This is a genomic window from Lentibacillus cibarius (assembly GCF_005887555.1).
Taxonomy (GTDB): Bacteria; Bacillota; Bacilli; order Bacillales; family Amphibacillaceae; genus Lentibacillus; species Lentibacillus cibarius.
In genome coordinates this window covers 876,613-896,986 of the sequence record NZ_VCIA01000001.1, presented here as the reverse complement: position 1 = coordinate 896,986, position 20,374 = coordinate 876,613, and the positions used below count along the sequence as shown (strand labels likewise).

Annotated in this window: 15 protein-coding genes and 2 pseudogenes; 12 read left to right on the top strand and 5 right to left on the bottom strand. The window is 42.8% G+C overall.

All coding sequences use genetic code 11. The features are described 5' to 3' along the window. The first annotated feature begins 137 nt into the window (after positions 1–137). The 6 genes and pseudogenes from FFL34_RS04425 to FFL34_RS04400 all read left to right on the top strand — a co-directional run bounded on the left by FFL34_RS04425 (position 138) and on the right by FFL34_RS04400 (position 7,299). Entirely contained in the window at positions 138–1,319 is a 1,182-nt protein-coding gene (locus tag FFL34_RS04425; RefSeq protein ID WP_138601838.1) for an NAD(P)/FAD-dependent oxidoreductase, read from the top strand. After that, positions 1,320–2,342 (top strand): proline racemase family protein, encoded by a 1,023-nt coding sequence (locus FFL34_RS04420; protein ID WP_138601836.1) that lies wholly within the window; start codon positions 1,320–1,322, stop codon positions 2,340–2,342. A gap of 15 nt (positions 2,343–2,357) precedes the next feature. Next, positions 2,358–3,269 (top strand): proline racemase family protein, encoded by a 912-nt coding sequence (locus FFL34_RS04415; protein ID WP_138601834.1) that lies wholly within the window; start codon positions 2,358–2,360, stop codon positions 3,267–3,269. A gap of 78 nt (positions 3,270–3,347) precedes the next feature. After that, a pseudogene (nhaC, locus tag FFL34_RS04410) lies at positions 3,348–4,765 on the top strand (Na+/H+ antiporter NhaC). 38 nt (positions 4,766–4,803) lie between these two features. Next, positions 4,804–5,700, top strand: a complete 897-nt coding sequence (gene dapA, locus FFL34_RS04405) for a 4-hydroxy-tetrahydrodipicolinate synthase (protein WP_138601832.1) — start codon at positions 4,804–4,806, stop codon at positions 5,698–5,700. 111 nt (positions 5,701–5,811) lie between these two features. Further along, positions 5,812–7,299: an aldehyde dehydrogenase family protein gene (locus tag FFL34_RS04400; RefSeq protein ID WP_138601831.1), complete on the top strand. Its 1,488-nt coding sequence runs from the start codon at positions 5,812–5,814 to the stop codon at positions 7,297–7,299. Between the two features lie 78 nt (positions 7,300–7,377). Here FFL34_RS04400 and rpoN read toward each other — a convergent pair whose 3' ends face one another. From rpoN to FFL34_RS04385, 3 genes are all read right to left on the bottom strand, one after another. Beyond that, positions 7,378–8,694 carry an RNA polymerase factor sigma-54 gene (gene rpoN, locus FFL34_RS04395; RefSeq protein WP_138601829.1) on the bottom strand — a complete coding sequence of 439 codons (1,317 nt, stop codon included), beginning with the start codon at positions 8,692–8,694 and terminating at the stop codon, positions 7,378–7,380. Positions 8,695–8,829: 135 nt separating this feature from the next. Beyond that, positions 8,830–9,759, bottom strand: a complete 930-nt coding sequence (locus FFL34_RS04390; protein WP_138601827.1) for a DMT family transporter — start codon at positions 9,757–9,759, stop codon at positions 8,830–8,832. A 211-nt stretch (positions 9,760–9,970) separates the two neighbouring features. Then, positions 9,971–10,393 carry a YmaF family protein gene (locus FFL34_RS04385; RefSeq protein WP_138601825.1) on the bottom strand — a complete coding sequence of 141 codons (423 nt, stop codon included), beginning with the start codon at positions 10,391–10,393 and terminating at the stop codon, positions 9,971–9,973. 116 nt (positions 10,394–10,509) lie between these two features. Between FFL34_RS04385 and FFL34_RS04380 the strand changes: the two genes are divergently transcribed. Further along, positions 10,510–12,087, top strand: coding sequence for a plasmid pRiA4b ORF-3 family protein (locus tag FFL34_RS04380; protein ID WP_171046267.1), 1,578 nt, complete (start codon positions 10,510–10,512; stop codon positions 12,085–12,087). Between the two features lie 40 nt (positions 12,088–12,127). Here the strand turns inward: FFL34_RS04380 and mscL are convergent. After that, positions 12,128–12,615, bottom strand: a pseudogene (gene mscL / locus FFL34_RS04375) (large conductance mechanosensitive channel protein MscL). 205 nt (positions 12,616–12,820) lie between these two features. On the opposite strand from mscL, the gene FFL34_RS04370 reads away from it, so the two are divergent. The 5 genes from FFL34_RS04370 to FFL34_RS04345 all read left to right on the top strand — a co-directional run bounded on the left by FFL34_RS04370 (position 12,821) and on the right by FFL34_RS04345 (position 18,807). Beyond that, complete coding sequence (locus tag FFL34_RS04370; protein ID WP_138601822.1) at positions 12,821–13,303, top strand: flavodoxin; 483 nt, start codon at positions 12,821–12,823, stop codon at positions 13,301–13,303. A 661-nt stretch (positions 13,304–13,964) separates the two neighbouring features. After that, positions 13,965–15,695: a methyl-accepting chemotaxis protein gene (locus FFL34_RS04360; RefSeq protein ID WP_138601820.1), complete on the top strand. Its 1,731-nt coding sequence runs from the start codon at positions 13,965–13,967 to the stop codon at positions 15,693–15,695. A 550-nt stretch (positions 15,696–16,245) separates the two neighbouring features. Continuing rightward, positions 16,246–17,163 (top strand): DMT family transporter, encoded by a 918-nt coding sequence (locus FFL34_RS04355; protein WP_138601818.1) that lies wholly within the window; start codon positions 16,246–16,248, stop codon positions 17,161–17,163. Positions 17,164–17,538: 375 nt separating this feature from the next. After that, positions 17,539–18,285 (top strand): PAS domain-containing protein, encoded by a 747-nt coding sequence (locus FFL34_RS04350; protein ID WP_138601816.1) that lies wholly within the window; start codon positions 17,539–17,541, stop codon positions 18,283–18,285. Between the two features lie 21 nt (positions 18,286–18,306). After that, positions 18,307–18,807 (top strand): GGDEF domain-containing protein, encoded by a 501-nt coding sequence (locus tag FFL34_RS04345; protein ID WP_138601814.1) that lies wholly within the window; start codon positions 18,307–18,309, stop codon positions 18,805–18,807. A gap of 80 nt (positions 18,808–18,887) precedes the next feature. On the opposite strand, the gene FFL34_RS04340 is transcribed toward FFL34_RS04345, so the two are convergent. Further along, positions 18,888–20,219, bottom strand: a complete 1,332-nt coding sequence (locus tag FFL34_RS04340) for a short-chain fatty acid transporter (protein ID WP_138601812.1) — start codon at positions 20,217–20,219, stop codon at positions 18,888–18,890. Positions 20,220–20,374 lie beyond the last annotated feature (155 nt).

The following is a 20,374-nucleotide window of genomic DNA, read 5'->3' as shown; positions in this document are numbered from 1 at the left end:
AAATTTTTAAACACTTTCTAATTATTTTTACACATTCTCCTAATAAAATCAATAGCAAACCAATGATAAGAAGGAACGATTATGTTGGCATGGAATTTGCATAATGAATGATGAAGGAAAATAGGGAGGAAGATTGTATGGGAGATGTACAGCATCGAGATATTGTTGTCATTGGCGGCGGCATTATGGGTGCAGCGATTGCGTATTACTGCTCGAAAGCAGGTTTGAATATAACAGTTCTTGAAAAAAAGGAGTTGGCAAGTGGTACTTCCTCCAGGTGCGACGGAAATATTCTTGCTATTGATAAAGATCCGGGTTTTGATAGTCAGATGTCGTTAAAAAGTCAGCAGCTCGTGCATGAATTGAATAAAGATTTGGAGATTTCATTTGAGTATCGTAATCCGGGAAGCATCCTTGTTTGCGAAAATGACCAGGAACTTGACGCCGCACAGAAATGGGTGAAACAGCAGCAAGATGCAGGGTTGGAATTTAAAATGCTCGACCGGCAAGACCTCAGAAATGAATCAAAGTATTTTGCCGACGATCTTTATGGTGGCCTGGAGTGTAAAACGGATTCAACGGTTAATCCTTATATGCTTACGTATTCCATGTTCCACAGTGCACAGAAACATGGGGCAAAGGTACATACACATACCGAAGTAAAAAATGTTTCCAAGGATAGTGCCGGACAGTTTGTCATTGAAACAAGTGGCGAAACGTTTACCGCTAATAAAGTGGTCAATGCATGTGGCGTTTGGGCACCATTCATTGGAGAAATGCTTGATGTGGATATTCCAATTAAACCTCGGAAAGGTCAATTAATTGTTGCTTCCAGAGAACAGCCAGTCGGACTCAGGAAAGTGATGGAGTTTGGGTATCTTATCTCCAAATTCGGCGGTGAGCGGGTAGTTGATCCGGTAACTGACAAATATGGCGTAGCGCTTGTATTTGAACCGACGGAAAGCCAGAACTTTCTCATTGGAAGCAGCAGAGAATTTAATGGATTCGACATTAAAGTAAATCATGACGTAACGAAATATATCGCTAAACGGGCTGTACGATTTTATCCAAAAATGGCGGATATGATGGTGATCAGAACATACGCCGGATTGCGACCGTGGACAGCAGATCATCTGCCGGTTGTTTCACACGTAGATGAAGTTCCAGGTTTTTATGTTGCAGCGGGGCATGAGGGGGATGGAATCAGTTTGGCAGCGATTACAGGAAAAGTGATGGAAGAAATGTTATCGGAAAAGGAGACATCGATACCATTAGAACCACTAAGGTATGACCGTTTTAAAGAGAGGGTGACAAATTAGATGAATTTTCAGCGTTTATTTACCACCATTGATACGCATACGGGGGGGAACCCGACTAGAACGGTGCTGAGCGGGATGCCGGAATTACACGGGGAAACCATGTCGGAAAAAATGCTTTACATGAAAGAGCATTTCGATTGGATTAGAAATTTTTTAATGAACGAACCTAGAGGGCATGATGTTATGTCTGGTGCAATCATGGTCCCTCCTTGTCACCCGGAAGCTGATGTCGGTGTCATTTACATCGAAACGGGCGGCTATTTACCGATGTGTGGGCACGATACGATTGGATATTGTACGGCTTTGGTTGAAGCGGGGATGGTTGAGGTTAGTGAACCATATACCAAATTAAATGTGGATACACCAGCCGGATTAGTGAAAACCACCATTAAAGTGGAGGATGGCAAAGCCAAGGAGGTGACGTTTGCTAATGTTCCTTCGTTCTTATTGAAATCGATTGAAATAGATGTTGACGGGGTTGGCCATGTGGCGTGTGACATTGCTTACGGTGGAAACTTTTACGGAATTATTGATGCACGTAAACTTGGGCTGGAACTAACGACGGAAAATGCATCAGTCATCATTGATAAGGCTATTACAATACGTAATGCCATCAATGCGACAGAAGAAGTGGTTCACCCGGAATTTCCGTTTATCAATGGATTAACGCATATTGAATTTTTCACAGATCCAGTTCATCCCGAAGCAGATTTAAAAAATACGGTTATCGTTCCGCCGGGCGGGATTGACCGGTCACCATGCGGGACAGGGACATCCGCGAAACTTGCCACGCTTAAAAGTCGCGGTGAACTCGGCGTTGATGAGTTATTTGTTTATGAAAGTATCGTCGGCACGTTGTTTAAGGCACGCATTTTGGAATTGACAAAGGTGAAGGATTATCAGGCAGTTCTTCCAGAAGTAACTGGTTCCGCATGGGTGATGGGAATGCATCGTTTCTTCTATCATGAAAGCGATTCCCTGAACGAAGGGTTCCTTTTAATTCCACCAATGGAAGACCACTAGAAAGGAGGTGTTTACATGAATGTAGAAAAAATGTTTACAGCCATCGATATTCATGTAGCCGGAGAGGCGTTTCGAATGATTATTCATTCTCCAATGCAGTTACGTACGCAAGATATAGCGTCGAATCAATCTATACTAGAAAACGATTACGCACAAGAAAAAGAACTCTTGTTAAATGAACCACGTGGCCATCGAGGGATTAATGGTTGTATGGTCACACCATCGAGTCGAGCAGATTATGCCGTGCTATTTGTGAATCATGCGGGGGAGCATCGGTTCAGCTACAGTGGGCTAATGGCGACGCTGACCGCCCTGTTGGAAACGGGGAATATCTCTGAAAAAGCAAATGGACTATACGAGGTGGAGACGGTAAACGGCATTTATACGGTTCGTGCGGCATATGTCAATCAAACGGTTGAAAAAGCAGGCGTTGAATCTGACGACTGTCGGGTCATCGAGTCAGCTGGTGAGGATTATCAATTAGTGGAAGTAGACGCTTCAAGGCATTATGCGATTTATTCGCTTCCTGAATCGATACCAGCGATCGAAATGACCTATCTATCTTCCATTATGAAATGGGGAAAACAAATAATCGCAGAAATGGATGCCCAGTCGCTCCACGGTGTTATTTTAATGGAAACCATCTCCTCAGGCGAAATTCGCTCTGTCACATTTGAACAAGATGGGGCCATACTGCGCTCGCCAGGGGCAGACAGTACGTTTGCATTGTATACCGCATTGGCGGAAAAAGGCGAACAGCCGCCCAAACTTAACAATCACAGTATTTTCGGAAGCCAGCTGACAGCCGTACAAGCGAGGGAATCGGCACAGCGTTATTCCATGGAAACACAAGCATTTATTACCGGTGAGCATCAATTTCTGTATGATCCGGATGATCCCTTGGAAAGGGGGTTTTTACTGAAATAGTAAGACGTTTATATCTGGCAGGAGCAAGGGGAGAAAGAAAGTTACTCATGAATCTAGTATAACAAGAGGAGTGTAATGATGAGCACCGATAAGCGTTTGCCAACACTGCCGGAAGTCTTGTTTGTGTTAATTTCGTTTACATTAATCATGTTTTTGTTTGTAGTGGAATTCTCACTGCCTATTCAACTAGCATTGTTAACCACATGGTTTGTAATCATGCTGGTAGGCTGGCGAATTGGCTATTCTTACAAAGAGATGCAGGATGGGTTGCTTAAAGGTATTTACGATGGTTCTGAAGCAGTATTGGTACTCATTTCTGTTGGGGCATTAATTGGTACGTGGATTGCCGGAGGAGTTGTGCCAAGTATTATTTATTATGGGTTAACCATTATCCATCCGAGCATCTTTCTGCTGGCTGCATTTATCATATGTGCGATTACGTCGATTGCTACAGGAACATCATTTGGTTCAGCGGGCACAGCAGGGATCGCAATGATGGGGATTGGAGCAAGTTTTGGTTTACCTGTCGCACTTGTGGCTGGTGCTGTTATTTCCGGTTGCTATGTCGGGGATAAACTTTCACCCTTATCGGATACGACAGTAATGACAGCATCGTTATCTAAAGTTAATTTAATTGACCATATTAAATCAATGTCATATGTCAGTGGGCCGGCCTTTTTGATAGCAGGAACATTATTTGTGATCACTGGTTATTTCTTTATTGATAATAGCGGTGATTTATCACAGGCTGAAGCGACCATGACAGCATTGAGCGAATACTTCAATATTAGTTGGTATATGGTGATTCCTGCAGCTGTTGTAATCGTATTACTTGCGCTGAAGATGCCTTCTATACCGGTTATTTTATTCGGTGCCTTACTTGGGTCTATTTGGGCCTTTCTGTTTCAGGGCGTTGGAGCGCTGGAATCTATTAATATTCTGTACGCGGGAGGTGAGATAAATTCAGGAGTAGAATTCATCGACAATCTGTTAAATCGTGGCGGCATCTCTTTTATGCTTGATGTGATTGTTTTAATCCTGTTCGCCCTTGGTGTAGGAGGGTTAATGGAGAAAACAGGGATACTGCGTGTGATTTGTATAAAAATGCTTGCGTGGGCTGATAACGCGGGTAAAACAACAGTAACAACCATGCTTTCCGGCTTTTTTGGAAACTTTTTTGGTGGTGCAGCTTACGTTTCAGTTATTACAGCAAGTAAAATAACCGAGGAGAATTACGATCGTTTAGGAATCGACCGCCGTGTGTTGTCAAGGAATACGGAAGCCGGGGGACGGTTACTACCCCAATGGTGCCGTGGTCTGATGGCGGTGTATTTATGGCGACTACGCTCGGTGTGTCGACGCTCACCTATTTACCATTTTTATGGTTTAACTTCTTAGTTATTATTATTTCACTACTATATGGTTTTACCAATAAATTTATATGGTATACAGAGTCACAAGACAACAATCAAAATCAAGATAAAATAGTTAATTGAACAAATAATTGTTTACTACCTTAAGGAGGCGTTTTAGAATGACAGCATTAAAAGGAGCTTTTCCCGTTCTCGTTACACCAATGCATGACGATGAGGAAGTTGACTACAACGGATTAAAACAAAATATTGAGCACTTTATAAAACAAGGGGTAGCAGGAATTGCGGTTAATGGTAGCACTGGGGAGTTTGTCAGTTTGACGAAAGAAGAAAAATTTAAAATTGCCGAGTTAGCGGTGGAACAAGTGAATGGCCGGATTCCTTTGATTGTCGGTACCGCTGCAGAAACAACCCGGGATGCCATCATGTATACGAAGCATGCTGAGGAAGTGGGGGCTGACGCAGCATTGTTGATCAACTCCTACTATGCACACCCAAAAGATGAAGAGATTTATGAACACTTCAAAGCAGTAGCAGAATCGGTCAGTTTTCCGGTTATGATTTACAACAATCCATTCACATCTGGTGTGGATATTGGTACGGAGACCATTTTAAACGTTGCTCGCGATGTCGAGAATATCACCCATATTAAGGAATCAAGCGGTGATATAAGTAAAGCACGTGATATTTCCAGACAAGGAAAAGGCTTTATTGAAACATTTTGCGGATCTGATGACTTGGCACTTGAGTCGCTATTAGTAGGAGCTACCGGCTGGATTTCGGTTGCAGGAAATATCGCGCCACAACTGGTTACTGATTTATTTGACAGTGTACAGGAAAACAACATGGAACGGGCATGGGAATTGTATGATAAAGTTCTTCCCCTTTGCAACTTTATAGAAGGGTCTGGAAAATACGTGCAAATTGTTAAACGGGCGATGGATCTGCAAGGACTAGCAGGTGGCCCGTCCAGAAAGCCAAGGTTAGGACTAACAACCGATGAAGATGCGACGTTAAAAGAATTGTTAGCATCACTTGATAGATCGCCAGCATCATGATCCAGCTATAATGGACAGAACCGCTGCTTAGGTGATGATGGCTAGCAGCAGTTTTGCCCGTAAAAGCTGGTATGACACTATATAACTATCAATTAGAAGGAGGATGTTCGAATGATTACATCACAGGTAGAATTAAAGCCAAAGGTAAAAGCGTTTTTGGAAGGGGAAAAGGAACTCTACATTAATGGAGCCTATACACCCGCAGCCAGTGGCAAAACATTCGAGGTGTATAACCCGGCTACGGAAGATGTGCTAGCTAAAGTTAGTGAAGCGCAGGAAGAAGATATTGATCAAGCTGTCAAAGCTGCTAGAGAAGCATTTGAAAACAGCGAATGGGCAACCATGACGACGGCGGAGCGATCTCATCTTATTTACAAATTTGCTGATTTGCTCGAACAAAACCGTGAAGAACTGGCACAATTAGAAGCATTGGATAATGGCAAGCCTTATACGATTGCGTTAGAAGATGATGTTGACGGGACAGTAGAGCATTTCCGCTACTATGCAGGCTGGGCGACAAAAGTACTCGGGCAAACAACACCGATTTCGCCTGATTATTTAAATTATACGGTTCATGAGCCTGTAGGGGTTGTCGGTCAGATTATTCCGTGGAACTTTCCGTTGTCGATGGCTTCATGGAAGTTGGGGGCAGCGTTGGCAACAGGGTGTACATCTGTCATAAAGCCTGCCGAGCAGACACCGCTTTCGCTATTGTATGCTGCTGGTCTGTTTAAAGAAGCTGGTTTCCCTGATGGTGTTGTTAACATTGTTCCGGGATACGGGGAAACAACGGGTGAAGCGATTGTAAATCATACAGATATCGACAAGCTAGCTTTTACCGGGTCAACAGATGTAGGTAAATCAATTATGCGTAAAGCTGCAGACCAAGTGAAAGATGTAACCCTTGAGCTCGGTGGAAAATCGCCAAACCTTATTCTGGAAGATGCAGATGTGGACAAAGCGATTGACGCAGCATTTTCAGGAATTATGGATAATCACGGCCAAAACTGCAGCGCAACATCACGTGTCTACGTTCACCGCAAACACTATGATCGTGTGGTGGAAGGATTAGCTGAACGGGCCAAAGCGACGAAATTAGGTAACGGGATGGATACGGACACTGAAATGGGGCCACTCGTTTCCAAAGAACAATTTGACCGCGTCATGAACTATATCGAAATCGGGAAAAAAGAAGGCGCCAAGCTCGTAGCTGGTGGTGACAGGGCGTTTGATCAAGGTTACTTTGTCCAGCCAACTGTTTTTGCAGATGTGGAAGATGATATGCGCATTGCTAGAGAAGAAATCTTCGGCCCGGTTGTAGCGGTATTTCCGTTTAATACAACCGAAGAAGCCATCCGCAGGGCAAATGACAGTGACTATGGATTGGCTGCTGCTGTCTTTACGGAAAATATCCGCACAGGGCACACGGTCGCGCGCCGTTTGAAAGCGGGAACGGTTTGGATTAATGATACCAACCAGGAAAACCCTGCGGCAGCATTTGGCGGCTATAAACAATCCGGTATTGGCCGGGAAATGGGTAACTATGCGTTGGATAACTATACAGAAGTAAAAAGCGTTTGGGTGAATTTACAGCAATAGAAAAAATAGCCGTCCGATTATCGGGCGGCTATTTTTTGGCTGTCTAGGTACATGTTGCAGCAGTTGTCTGTCTGCGCGTTAACTAATAATCTTTCGTTTCGATGAAGATAAAATGTTCAGCTCTTCCCTGTACTTGGCAACGGTGCGGCGAGAGATTGTTATCCCGTTATGTTTTTTAACATGTTCAGCCAACTTTTGATCAGAAAGTGGCTTTTTTTGATCCTCATTGTCAATCAATTGTTTTAATAAGATTTTTACCTGAGCCGACGAGGCATTGCTGTTATCACTTGTTCCGAGCTTGGAGGTGAACAGCCGACTCATTTCATACGAACCACTTGGTGTTTGAATCACTTTATTGTTCGTCGCTCTGCTAACGGTGGATTCGTGCATGCCAATTGCGTCAGCCACTTCTTTTAATGTCATTGGGTGCAGATGGGAGAATCCGTGTTCTAAAAACGGCCGTTGCTTTTCAATGATCGTATTAGTGATTTTTATGATTGTAGCTTTACGCTGTTCAATACTTTTGACCAGCCATTGATATTGGCGGTAATGATCTTTTATATAGCTTGATGCACTTGGGTTCGTGTCTTTTAAGCTCATATAAGTTTCATTGAGATGGATCTTAGGCAAATAATGATCATTTAAAGAAACAGTATATGTTCCATTGACGTTTTCAACTGTAACATCCGGGTACAATACGTCCGGCCCTGAGTTGAAGAGACCGGCACATGGTCTTGGGTTCAGCGTGATCATTTGCTCGTAAAGCTGTTTTACATCCTGTAACGAAATGTTCAGCCGTTTGGCCAGTTCTTTCCACTTTTTATTGGCCAGCGCTTCTAAATGATGTTCAATGACGGTGGCCAATAACTCATCGCCTGGATAATAATAGGTTGCCTGTAAAAGCAGACATTCGTATATATCTCTGGCACCGACACCAATTGGCTCTAACCGTTGCAGCATAGCAATACAAGTATCCACCATTTCTGTGTTGACCGTAAGCTGATCGGCTATTTCAGCAGATGTTAAAGGTAACAAGCCATGATCATCTAAATTAAGAATCAAATACTGTAAAATACCTCGCTCTTGTTCATTGATGTTCAAGTATTGCGCCTGCTCCATTAAGTCATCATATAAATCCGGCTGGTCATTCGCGATAAAATCGAGTGGGCTGACATCACTATTCGTTGAAGTTCGTGCGTTTGGAACATGCCGTACGTCTTCAAAACGGGGTTCTGTTGTTTGCTCTTCAAGCTCGATGAGAGGATTTTCGACCGCTTGTTCCTGAATGAATTGGGACAGGTCGATCGTGTTGTACTGCAGTAAAGCAATTGCCTGTCTGAGCTCAGTGGTCATCACAAGATTCATCGTTTGCTTTTGAAACAACCCGAGTTCCATCCATGTTCCTCCTCATATTTGAATCCGCTTACATTGCGTTTTAGTGAATTTTATGAATAAAGGTTAATTATTATTCTATCGGAATTTCACTACATTGTATACACCTTTTTAATAATACGAAGTTGTGAGGTGTCTTTATGCGTCAAAAAGATTTCCTGTCTGCTCATGGGACATCACGTCATGTTCGTTGGTACCCACTTGTTCTTCATTCCGCATGTTCGATATAAACACGCCAAGCAAGGTGATCACTCCGCCAATGATGGCAGATGCAGCAGGTGTTTCGCCTAACCAAATCCAAGCGATGAGAAAAGCAAACACCGGTGTCAGGTATAACGAACTTGTGGCTTCGGCAGCACCGGTTTTGGACGTTACATATGCTATGGCGAAGTAAGGGATAACAGTAGGAAATATTCCCAAATAGACGACGGCCATGGTAACGTCAATCGGAGCCGTGGCCATTTCTTGTAGAAGACCACCCGAAAACACAAGCATACAAATCGTTCCGCCCCAAATGGTGTACATGGTAAACGGAAAGAATCCATACTTCTGTAAGTATGCATTCTGAAATACGAAATAAACACTTTCTGATAGTGCTGCTAGTAAGATAAGCATAGCTCCCAGATTAAAAGAAATTTCCTCAGATCCTCCTAAAGAGATAAACCCGACACCGACAATCGCGATGAATGCGCCAATCCATCCCTGTAATTTAAACCGCTCTCGGAAAAAGACGACCGCCATGATTGCGGTGAAAATGGGTGCTGTTGATACAAGCAGACTTGCTGGTCCGGCACTGACAGTTTGCTCGCCATAATTTAACGCCACATGATAAACAGCGAATGCCAGAAATCCCAGTAACAAAATGATTGGTATGTCTTTTAAATCCGGGAGCGGTAATTTTATGAACAAAGCAACGACTAGTAAAAGGAGCGATCCAACCAGTAACCGCAGCAAAGAAACATGGGTTGGTGTGTATGCTGTTAGCGCCATTCGAATACCGGGGAATGCTGATGCCCATAGAATGATAGTAAGCAAATGGGCGGTAAAAATTTTCGGTCGAAACGTCATGTGGTTTCTCAACTCCTTGTTATGTAAACTTTTTTGATGAGTGAATCAATCGTTGAGTCAATGATAATCACTTATACATGCATCACTCATCCTTTTCCGTTACTATATTATCTCATTTTTCACAAAAATACGCCACAGAAAAATTTTCTTAACTTAACGTAATGTAGATGTCGACTCTAATATAAAAAAGAGCGGGATTTGTTGACCCCACTCAGCTTTTTGACGCGGCTGTATATCCTTTAATCACATGTGTATGACCGTCATTTTTCGTTGTTTTAATTTCAGCGTAGTGGGTATGATAGCCATTACCCAATGGAATCGGTGGACTTGTGTATGCTTCATAATAATGAATATGGCCATCGTCAAAGGTGGTGTTTCCATAGACTACGTGAACATGGCCTTCATTAGTTCTGATGGGTGTACTGGTTACGCCTGGATGTAAATGATTGTGGTTATCTTCACAGGTGGTTGAGCCGAAGTGTGCATGTGTATGTCCGAATCTATCAGGCTTCTGGTTAGACATGTAATGATGATTTGTTCTTGGATTCTGGGGAAAATGTTGTGGATACGGCATATAATTTGAATCTGACGGCGTATACCCTGTGTATGGGTATGGTTGATTATTATAATGCATTTTTCATTCCTCCTTGATTGAAACTGGTAACAGCGTATGCATTAGGCACGTGTGTGGTTCTGTCATTTCATTAACGGAGCAACAATATGCTACACTCAACAAGTGAGGTGACGATAATGATTTATGAGTTGAAAGTTACATTAAAAGATGTAGGGACGCAGGTCAGGCGAAACATTCAAATCGATGGCAATACAACGTTTTATGACTTGCACCGGGTACTGCAGGTCGCTTTTGACTGGGAAAATTACCATTTACATAGCTTTTTTGTGAATAAGTCGAATGGTAAACGGATGGAACATGTGGAAATTTCCCGTGAGCAGCAAGATGACTTTACTGACTTTTTGGGCATGAGGGAAATATACAATGAAAAGGAAGAATTGTTGGCTGACTGGCTCAGGATGCCTGATGATAAGCTCACCTACGTGTATGATTTTGGTGATAACTGGAATCATGAAATCAAATTCACTAAAAAATTGAAACCTAAACAAGGGGTCGTGTACCCACACTGTACAGGTGCGAAAAACATAGCACCTGATGAGGATACTAGGGGTGAAGTGTTAATGGGGGATGTTGACCTCACGCATCCTGATACGAGCGGGAATGAACTGACCGAAGAAGTGAATGAGGAGTTTCGTTTTCAACTGAAAGATATGTTGTCAACCAGTGAACAACTTTCTGATGACAATGATTGTTGGCCGGATGTCCTTGCCAAAGCAAAAGAATTTCTCAGACGAAAACCATGGGAAGGTATGTCTGATGAACATATTTTTGCTGTCACCGATCCTGTTACAAGCGAAAGGGTGTACTGTTCTGTGCTTGGCGGTGGCGGCGAAATGTTTGGACTCGTGGTTTACATAGGAAAGGAAGGTTATGCTTCATTAATAGATTCGCTAATGGATGGCGAGCCAAATTTTGAATTTATTGTGCAGCAGCGCAATTTACTACTGAGTTTTGAAGATCGGGAGGATTTGGAAAAATCGGATTACAACCTGGTGAAATCGTATGACATTCCATTTCGCGGTCGAAAAAGCTGGCCATCTTTTCGAAGCTACAAACCGGGATATTATCCTTGGGTGTTGGATAATGAAGAAGCAAGACTTATGCTATTGGCTTTGGAACAAACGATGCAAGTTTATAATGAATTGCTAAACGGTTTAGAAATGCCTGATTTAATAGCTGATGAAAGCGTACTTGAAAGAGTTCCACATGAAGAAAACGGGGCGCTTCGTTTTTATAATCAGGTTGTGGAACTGGAGGACAATCCGGAAGTGGAGTTGGAATCGGATGTCCCCCTTGCCATTTCGGAGCTGGATTTGAAAAGAGTAGAGAAAATCGCAAGGATACCGGCTACAATCGAGTTTTCTATGGAATATGTGGACATGCCTGTGCAAAACGAGCCTGAAGAACGACCGGCATTCCCGATATTAGCGCTGGCTGTTGAACGAACGCAGGGGCTGGCCGTATATCAGGACCTAGTAACTGGTGATGAAGGTCCATCTGTTTGGCAGAATCAGTTTATAAACATGATAACAGCGATGGAAGGTATTCCAGAAACCATCTTAGTAGATGAAAAAACCGCTCATTATCTAAAACCACTTATCACTAAGCTGAAGTTAAATGTTGACGTGGAAGATGAGTTGCCGCTCGTTCGGCAAGTAATCAATATGGTGCATGAAAGCTTGTTGTCTGACTAGGCTGTGGTTGGAACAATAGTACGAGCAGGTCTTAGAAACTTCACATTATCCGCCATGTTGGGCCTGCCTTACGCTTGTTTTCTTGCTTTTTAATAGTGGACGAACAGTTGGGGCAAACAATCGCCTTGGTTGGAATTGGCATGCAGCAATACGGGCATTCTTTTTTGGTCATAGAGTCTAGTGGATGCTGGTGAGGCTTTTTCCAGCGGTTAATTTGCCTGACAACTAGGAAAACGGTAAATAAAATAATGATAAAGCGAACGGAAGCAGTGATGAACAGTCCATAATTAATCGTTGCGGCACCTGCTTCTTTGGCTTTTTCCAATGATGGATAGGTCATCCCGCTCAAACTGATATAGAGGTCTTGAAAATTTATTTTAGAATAAAGAACCCCGATTGGCGGTAAATGATATCTTTAACCAGTGAATCGATGAATCCGCTGAATGCAGCACCTAACACTACGCCAACACCGATATCAACGGCGTTTCCTTTGATTGCAAATTGACGAAATTCTTGAAACAGCCCCATGAACAGATCCCCCTTCTGTATTCATTCCTATGACGGGAATGGACAGACTATGCGGAGCAGAACGTATGCCGGGGGTGGGAAGACAATCACATTTTTGTCACATTCATAGAAAAAATGCCTCCTATTGGACGTGAATAATTGAAAGTCATTATCGCCGACAGTACAATAATACTGGAAAGATTCGATTACGTTTCGGAGGATTATCATGGGAAAAAAAGTATTGTTGTTATACGCGAGCATGACCGGCAACACAGAAGAACTGGCAACGATTATAACGGATACGGTACAGTACCGTGGACATGAAGTGGTCACGAAGACATTTGAACTGGATCCGATTGATGTAGAAGAACTTTTTAGCTATGACGGTGTCCTTATTGGGACGTACTCATGGGATGATGGGGAGATTCCGTTTGAAGCCGAAGATTTTTATGAGGAATTGGACGATGTTGATATTACCGGCATGGTTTCGGGCGTATTTGGATCCGGAGATTCCTTTTATGATACATTCGGCGGCGCTGCCAACGCCATTGGTGACCGTCTGGAAGCAAAACAGGCCCAACTGGTACCAGAGCGGCTAATTGTCGATCTTGCACCTGATGAGGAAGATGAGGAGCGCTGCCGAAAGTTTGCTGAAACATTTTGTGATATGGTTGAAAGCTTAACTCTTTCAGACCAACGGATGTGGTAGCCACAAAAAGAAACTAAAAAGACTTGTCATCATCATTGATGGGACAAGTCTTTTTAGTTCAAAAGGGTCAATTAAAGGGGGAATACATTAACAGTATAGCCATTTTATGTCGACTTTAAACTGGTAGAAAATAATTCGTCAGTTATTTTCGGTGAGTTACTCATTGTGATAGCGGCATTCTCATGGTCCGGGTCCAACACGTATTACCGATTGAAACTGGAAGGCATGACCCAGCTCCAGGTATCGGCATATCAAATGCTATTTGGCACAATCGGGATATTAGCGGCGATTGCACTGGTCAGGTGCACAGGCTCCCCCCATTCCGTCACCACGGTTTTTTGGCTAGTTAATGCTTGGAGAAAAGCTAACCGGCAGTATTATCACCGGAACTGCACTAGTGATCGCCGGCATCACTGTTGCACAGTTTTTTGGAAGAGAGAAGTCAGCTAGTAGTGATTAATGTTCGCAAAAAAAGAAAGCAGAACCCGCGTGTTTCTCGACCAATTCGTTCGTATGTTTGACAAATAGCGTACCATTCAGTATAAGTGTGATATTTATCACACTACCCGACAGTTTTTTCCTTTAGACTGTCTATGCAGAAATGATTCGCTTAAAACTGGCAAATTAGGAACGAACTTTGTAAAAGGGGCTGGGGAACAAAATGATGCAGACGCTGTTTGGTAAAAAAGAGAAAATTCCGGAGCTGGGTGACCAGACGTATACAATAGAAGGTGAAAGTGCACGCATTAATGAATTATCAAAACTCTTGCAAATCACGGATGGCGATTTTCAAAACTTGAGGAAAATTGATCCTATTATGGAAGAACATGCTTATGAAATGGCAAAACGCCATTATGAAATGATAATGAAGATACCTGAAATCCAACAAATTTTTAATGACAATTCCAATTTTGAGCGCTATACTGCGGCGATTACGGCGTATTTCAAAGAATTGTCTAAACCGAAATTTACTAAGGATTATGTAGAATACCGGAAAAAGATTGGACGAGTACATAGTCGCATAGGCTTATATGATGAATGGTATGTTGGTTCTTATATTCGGGTGTACGAATATATAATTCCGATCATTATGAAGCGGTTCCACCATTCATCACATACGATATCCGAGATTATCCTTTCTCTGATTCGTATTATTACTTTTGATACATTGGTTGTCATCAGCTCCACTCAGGAAGCAAATGATTATCATCTTGTTCAAAGTATAAGCAAGGTGATGGAATACGTTATCGGTATGGATAAGGTTAAATTATTACTAGATAGGGTGGATGCATCGGTTGATGAAGCATCGAACGTAAGTGCAGCATCTCAGGAATTAAATGCCTCAATCGAACAAGTGACGGAAAATGCAGTAGAAATGTCTGAAAATACGGAGAAGATGATAAAAGAGGCTGGTGAAGGTCGGCAGCTTATTGAAGAATCGTTGCAGGGTTTTTTAAAAATGGCTGAAGAATTTACGTCCACGAAAGAAAAGATAGATACGTTAACGAATCATATGGCCAAGACAACACAGGTTGTTGACACAATTAAAAGCATCGCGGAAGAAACGAATTTATTAGCCTTGAATGCAAGCATTGAAGCTGCGCGTGCTGGTGAACATGGAAAAGGATTTGCGGTTGTCGCTGATGAGGTTCGAAAACTCGCAGAACAGACCAAAACATCGGTAGAAGAAGTATCTGCAACGATTCACCAAATTCAAGGAAGTTCAAAAGAAGTTGCTAGCAATGTAGACGATATGTCAACGTCATTGCAAGAACGTGTCGGACATGCCAGACAGTCTATTGAAACAATTAATTTCATCATGGAAAAAATCAATAACGTTGGTGAATCGATTAATACGATTGCAGCCCTTACAGAAGAGCAGTCATCTGCAACACAGGATATTGCCAACCGAATAGGCGTAGTTCATCAGCATACAGAAGACATTCGGCATCAAACTGAAAAGACGGGTGAGTCGATTTATCAGGTAAGCTCGGAAGTGAATGATTTACGGAAACAAACAATTAGCAGCATTCCGAAATTGGTGCCGGAACAGGTGATACGGGTTGTACAGACTGAACACGCACTATACCAATGGTGGGTATACAATGCCATATTAGGGTACCAATCTATCGATGAGTTAAATGAAATCAAGCCTGACGAGTGCAGATTTGGCAAATGGTATAAACAAATGAAGCAAACATCACTCGGGTCGAAAACTTCCTTTAAAACAATTGAAAAACCGCATCAGGAGTTTCATGATTTAGTAGAAAAGGTGAAACGATTCGTTGAACAAGGGGATAAAGAAAATGCTACCGGGATGCTCGAACAACTGAATGAAAAGACCAACGAAATTATTTATTTACTACAAAAACTGCAAACGGAAATAACGTGATCATATATAAACAAAACAGACGCTGTCAATATGTTCGCGTTTTTCAATGCTTCCAATGAATCGGACAGAGGTGAAGGAAGTCGCGCTAGTCGCTGAAGCAGGACGCGGCTTAACCTTGCAAGTAAAAGTTATATAGCTAAATTTTATAGTTTCTTATCTTTCTAAAAAGACTTGTCATCATCACTGATGGGACAAGTCTTTTTAGTTCAAAAGGGTCAATTAAAGGGGGAATACATGAACAGTATAGCCATTTTATGTCGACTTTAAACTGGTAGAAAATAATTCGTATGATTAAATTTTGTGTTAGGGTCCCTTTGTGTACAAATTTGTATACCTTAGTTATAGAAAGGTCCGGCTAGCCACAACACGACGATTACAGGCGGTGCCAAATTAAGGGCTTTCGCATCTTTCTTCTTCTTTTAAAGAGCATCATACCGTTTTTGAACGTTTTCAATATAAATTGGGCAAAAGGCAGGATTCAATAGTTGTCATAATAAAAAGTTAAAAATATACTTATATAAATAGGCCACATTAAAGAGGTTGTTCGTTCATGGGGAATACTATACTTAAAAATAAGTGGATGGTATGGGGATTGATTCTGCTCATTACTATCATTTGGGGTTATGCGTGGGTATTGATGAAAGCAGCACTTGACTTCATGGGGCCGCTTACGTTTTCCACATTTCGGTTTGGGACAGGGGCGGTGACCTTGCTGCTGTTTGTTTTGGTATTGAAAGCAGGCAAACCACCAAGGCAGATGTGGAAGCATTTGTTTGTCGTCGGCATGCTGCAGACGGCCATTGTTTTTTCCTGTGTTATGTACGGCATGCAGTTTGTCAATGCCGGCAAGTCGTCTGTTTTGTTGTATTCCATGCCACTTTGGAGCAGTTTTCTGGCTGTAAAAGTGTTGGGTGAGCGCATTACACCGGGGAAGATAGTTGGCCTAGTAATGGGAATGCTTGGCCTGTTGACGATCCTTGGCTGGGATATCTTTTTTGTGCAGGATCCGGCAGTTATTTTCGGTGAGTTACTCATTGTGGCAGCGGCATTCTCATGGGCCGGGTCCAATACGTATTACCGGTTGAAACTGGAAGGCATGACCCAGCTCCAGGTATCGGCATATCAAATGCTATTTGGCACGATTGGGATATTAGCGGCGACCGTGGTGACGGAATGGGGAGAGCCTGTGCACCTGACCAGTGCAAGCGTTTTTTACATCTTCTTTACTGGTGTCTTGGCATCTGCGTTATGTTTCACGGTATGGTTTGTACTTCTGAGCACCATTGATATGGTGACAGCTACTTTGTCGACACTGCTCGTCCCGGTATTCGGCCTGTTTTTTGGCTGGTTAATACTTGGAGAAAAGCTCACCGGCAGTATTATCACCGGATCTGCACTAGTGATTGCTGGCATTGCTATTGCACAGGTTTTTGGAAGAGAGAAGTCAGCTAGCAGGGTTGACATGTGAGGTTGCTAGAGTTTGGAACAAGAAACACCAGATTTCAGGATAAAAACGCCAAAGTTGAGGATGTAAACACCAGATTTCAGGATAAAAACGCCAAAGTTGAGGATGTAAACACCAAATTTTGAAGCGAAAACGCCAAATACGTCACACTGCAAAATCTGCTGCCATATCACCGCGAGAAGCTGTTCCCGGCTCCTTTTCAACTAACTTAGGATAATTGTCACAGCGACTGAAAAGAAACGATTGAATGAATGGGACTTTTTTGCTATTGTGAAGGTGTTTAAATACAATAACACCATGATGCCGATAGTATGATTCAAAAAGACAACATATGCAGATATGTATTTAAAAATCTAAATAGATGAAGGAAGAGGTAGCTTGCACCATTTAATGGAAACTTTGCTAAAAAGCGTGCTGATGGATGGCATTACAGACATGGTATTTGTAATGAGGGTGAAGAATGGTTCAGAGTTTATCTATGAATTTATTAACAAGGCTGCGGAAGAAGGAACAGGCATTGGTCTACAAGATACAGGAAAAACGATTGCCGATGTCTGTGAACCGGAACATGCAGCCTTATTATACGCGCACTATCAAAAAGTAGTAGATACTGGGGAGTCTGTTAGTTTTGATGATTCGTATCTAGCTTCAGAAGAAAACTATTATATGAATACAAAATTGACCCCATTGTTTAATGCTGACGACCAGTGTACACATGTCGTGGCAGTTGTGAAAGATATTACAGATGCGATTATTGCGCAAAAACAATTAAAGGAACGAGAAGAACGATTCCGGACGATTGCCGAATACGCAAATGACTTGATAACAATGGTAAACGATAAAGGGGAAATCGTCTACGCATCCCCATCGTTTCAAACGATATTGGGGCATGATCATCAGGAATATGAAGGGAAGTTTTTTTTACATAATGTTCATCCGGATGACAGGGATGAGATGGACAGGAAAATGATTGAATCTATTAAACATGGTCAGCCTTTTACAGCGACCTGCAGGCAATTTGATGCAGAAAACAATGCCGTTTGGTGTCAGTCTCACGGTACTTCAGTATATGATAGTGAAGGTAAATTCCAATATATGGTTATCATCACACGCGATGTCAGCTAGCAGAAGGAATACGAAGCTAAGTTGCAACATTTCGCGCATCATGATTCGTTGACCGGGTTGCCAAACAGACGGTTATTCAAAAAGCAGCTGCGCAAGGCAATCGATCATCAGCATGCGGACGGGAGCGGTTTTGCTGTAATTTTGATGGATATCGACTATTTCAAGCAAATTAATGATGAATTGGGACATGATGTTGGTGATGCAGTCATTGAGGAATTTGGAAAACGCTTGAATCGAGTTATTCGTCATGACGATATGGCGGCTAGACTTGGCGGCGATGAATTCGTTATCCTTTTATCGAATGTGACCTCGGTGAATGAGGCTGTGGCTATTGCAAAAGAAATTCAGCATACGATCAAAAAGCCATGGACGATACTTGGTAAGCACTTGCACGTTTCATCAAGCATGGGTGTTGCCATGGCACCGGAGAAAGGAGCGACTGTCTTCTCTATGCTGAAAGAAGCAGACAATGCCCTGTACGAGGCAAAAGGAGCCGGAAGAAATGCGGTGAAATTGCGATAAGCTTCCAGCCGGTTATTGTTAATAAAAAGACTGCCTCGGCCTTATTTAGGCTGTGGCAGTCTTTTGAATGAAGTTTTACTTTACATAAACAAGAGTCCGATTGATATCGGAATCAGGCTATAAAACAAAATGATGACACAGAATCCCATAATGTCACGTACTTTCAAGCCAGCAATCGCTAGTAATGGTAATGCCCAGAACGGCTGGATCATGTTCGTCCACGCGTCCCCCCAGGCAACGGCCATTGCTGTTTTTGCTGTATCGGCACCAATCTCCAATGCTGCGGGAATCATGATCGGTCCCTGTACAGCCCACTGACCACCGCCGGATGGCACGAAGAAGTTGACAATACCTGCGCTGAGAAAAGTGAATAACGGCAGCGTCACATCGTTAGAGATGCTCACAAACCATTCTGACATGGATTGAGACAGGCCAGAAGCGACCATCATGCCCATGATTCCTGCATAAAAAGGAAATTGGATAATGATGCCCCCTACATTTTTTACCGCATCGGAAACACTGTCCAAAAAGCGACGCGGTGTCCGGTGGAACAGAATACCAAGAAACAGGAATATAAAGTTGACAATGTTAATATTCAAGTCAAAACCGTTTTGTGAAAAATGATAAACGATGAATCCAAGCCCCATGATTGCGATGAGTAGGGATAACATTTGGCTGTTTTCCAGCCGCTCAGCTGGAGTTATACTCTCGGTGGCAACAGCTTCTTCGGTATGGTCATAGCTCTCGGTGTTCCAAGTCGTTGCGTCAGTTGCGTTCGCCAGCGGATCACGCGTTTTCATCATGTACCAGTTTAATAGCGGCATGGTAATCAGTAAGAATAAGACGATAAACAGATTAAAGCTACTGAACAATGTTTCAGTAACCGGTAATGATCCAATCTTATCAGCCAAAAAATGGTCATCTGTTGCGATGAGTAGCGGAATCGATCCAGAGAAACCCCCATGCCACAACAGGAACCCGCTGTAAGCGCTCGCCATCAGCAACCGGTAGTCCACCGACGGAATACGTTTTGCCACGTGGATCGCCAGAAGTGCGCCAACGACAAGTCCAAATCCATAGTTAATTAGGCAAGCAACTGCAGCAACGAATGTCACCAGCAGAATCGCCTGTCCGGGCGTATTAGCCAGTGTGCTAATTTTCTGTAACATTGTTCGAACGACAGGCGTGCTTGCAAGAATGTACCCGGTCACCACGATGAGCGACATCTGCATGGCAAACGCGAGTAGATCCCAGAATCCCGTCCCCCAATATTCAACCATTTCTACAGGTGTGCTACCGGTAACGCCCATTCCGAGAAAGAAAACAATAACTGTCAGAATGATCGCGAATAGAAACGCATCGGGCAAATACCGCTGCACCATCCGGTCAAAAAAAGATGTTAATCCTTTCAAAAGGACTTCCCCCTTCACCTTTGTAAGCGTTTTATATATACCTTATTAAGTTAGCAGAAAAGTCGCACAACGTCAAATGGAGATTGATTTAGCAAGAGAGTGACAGGGGCATTCTAAGCTCCAGCGGATATTTTTCCTTAACCGGCTAGCACCCC

Coding starts and splice junctions, on each gene's coding strand:
- dapA (WP_138601832.1), top strand. CDS start 4,804: ATGACAGCATTAAAAGGAGCTTTTCCCGTTCTCGTTACACCAATGCAT.
- FFL34_RS04355 (WP_138601818.1), top strand. CDS start 16,246: ATGGGGAATACTATACTTAAAAATAAGTGGATGGTATGGGGATTGATT.
- FFL34_RS04390 (WP_138601827.1), bottom strand. CDS start 9,759: ATGACGTTTCGACCGAAAATTTTTACCGCCCATTTGCTTACTATCATT.
- rpoN (WP_138601829.1), bottom strand. CDS start 8,694: ATGGAACTCGGGTTGTTTCAAAAGCAAACGATGAATCTTGTGATGACC.
- FFL34_RS04420 (WP_138601836.1), top strand. CDS start 1,320: ATGAATTTTCAGCGTTTATTTACCACCATTGATACGCATACGGGGGGG.
- FFL34_RS04415 (WP_138601834.1), top strand. CDS start 2,358: ATGAATGTAGAAAAAATGTTTACAGCCATCGATATTCATGTAGCCGGA.
- FFL34_RS04385 (WP_138601825.1), bottom strand. CDS start 10,393: ATGCATTATAATAATCAACCATACCCATACACAGGGTATACGCCGTCA.
- FFL34_RS04425 (WP_138601838.1), top strand. CDS start 138: ATGGGAGATGTACAGCATCGAGATATTGTTGTCATTGGCGGCGGCATT.
- FFL34_RS04370 (WP_138601822.1), top strand. CDS start 12,821: ATGGGAAAAAAAGTATTGTTGTTATACGCGAGCATGACCGGCAACACA.
- FFL34_RS04360 (WP_138601820.1), top strand. CDS start 13,965: ATGATGCAGACGCTGTTTGGTAAAAAAGAGAAAATTCCGGAGCTGGGT.
- FFL34_RS04380 (WP_171046267.1), top strand. CDS start 10,510: ATGATTTATGAGTTGAAAGTTACATTAAAAGATGTAGGGACGCAGGTC.
- FFL34_RS04400 (WP_138601831.1), top strand. CDS start 5,812: ATGATTACATCACAGGTAGAATTAAAGCCAAAGGTAAAAGCGTTTTTG.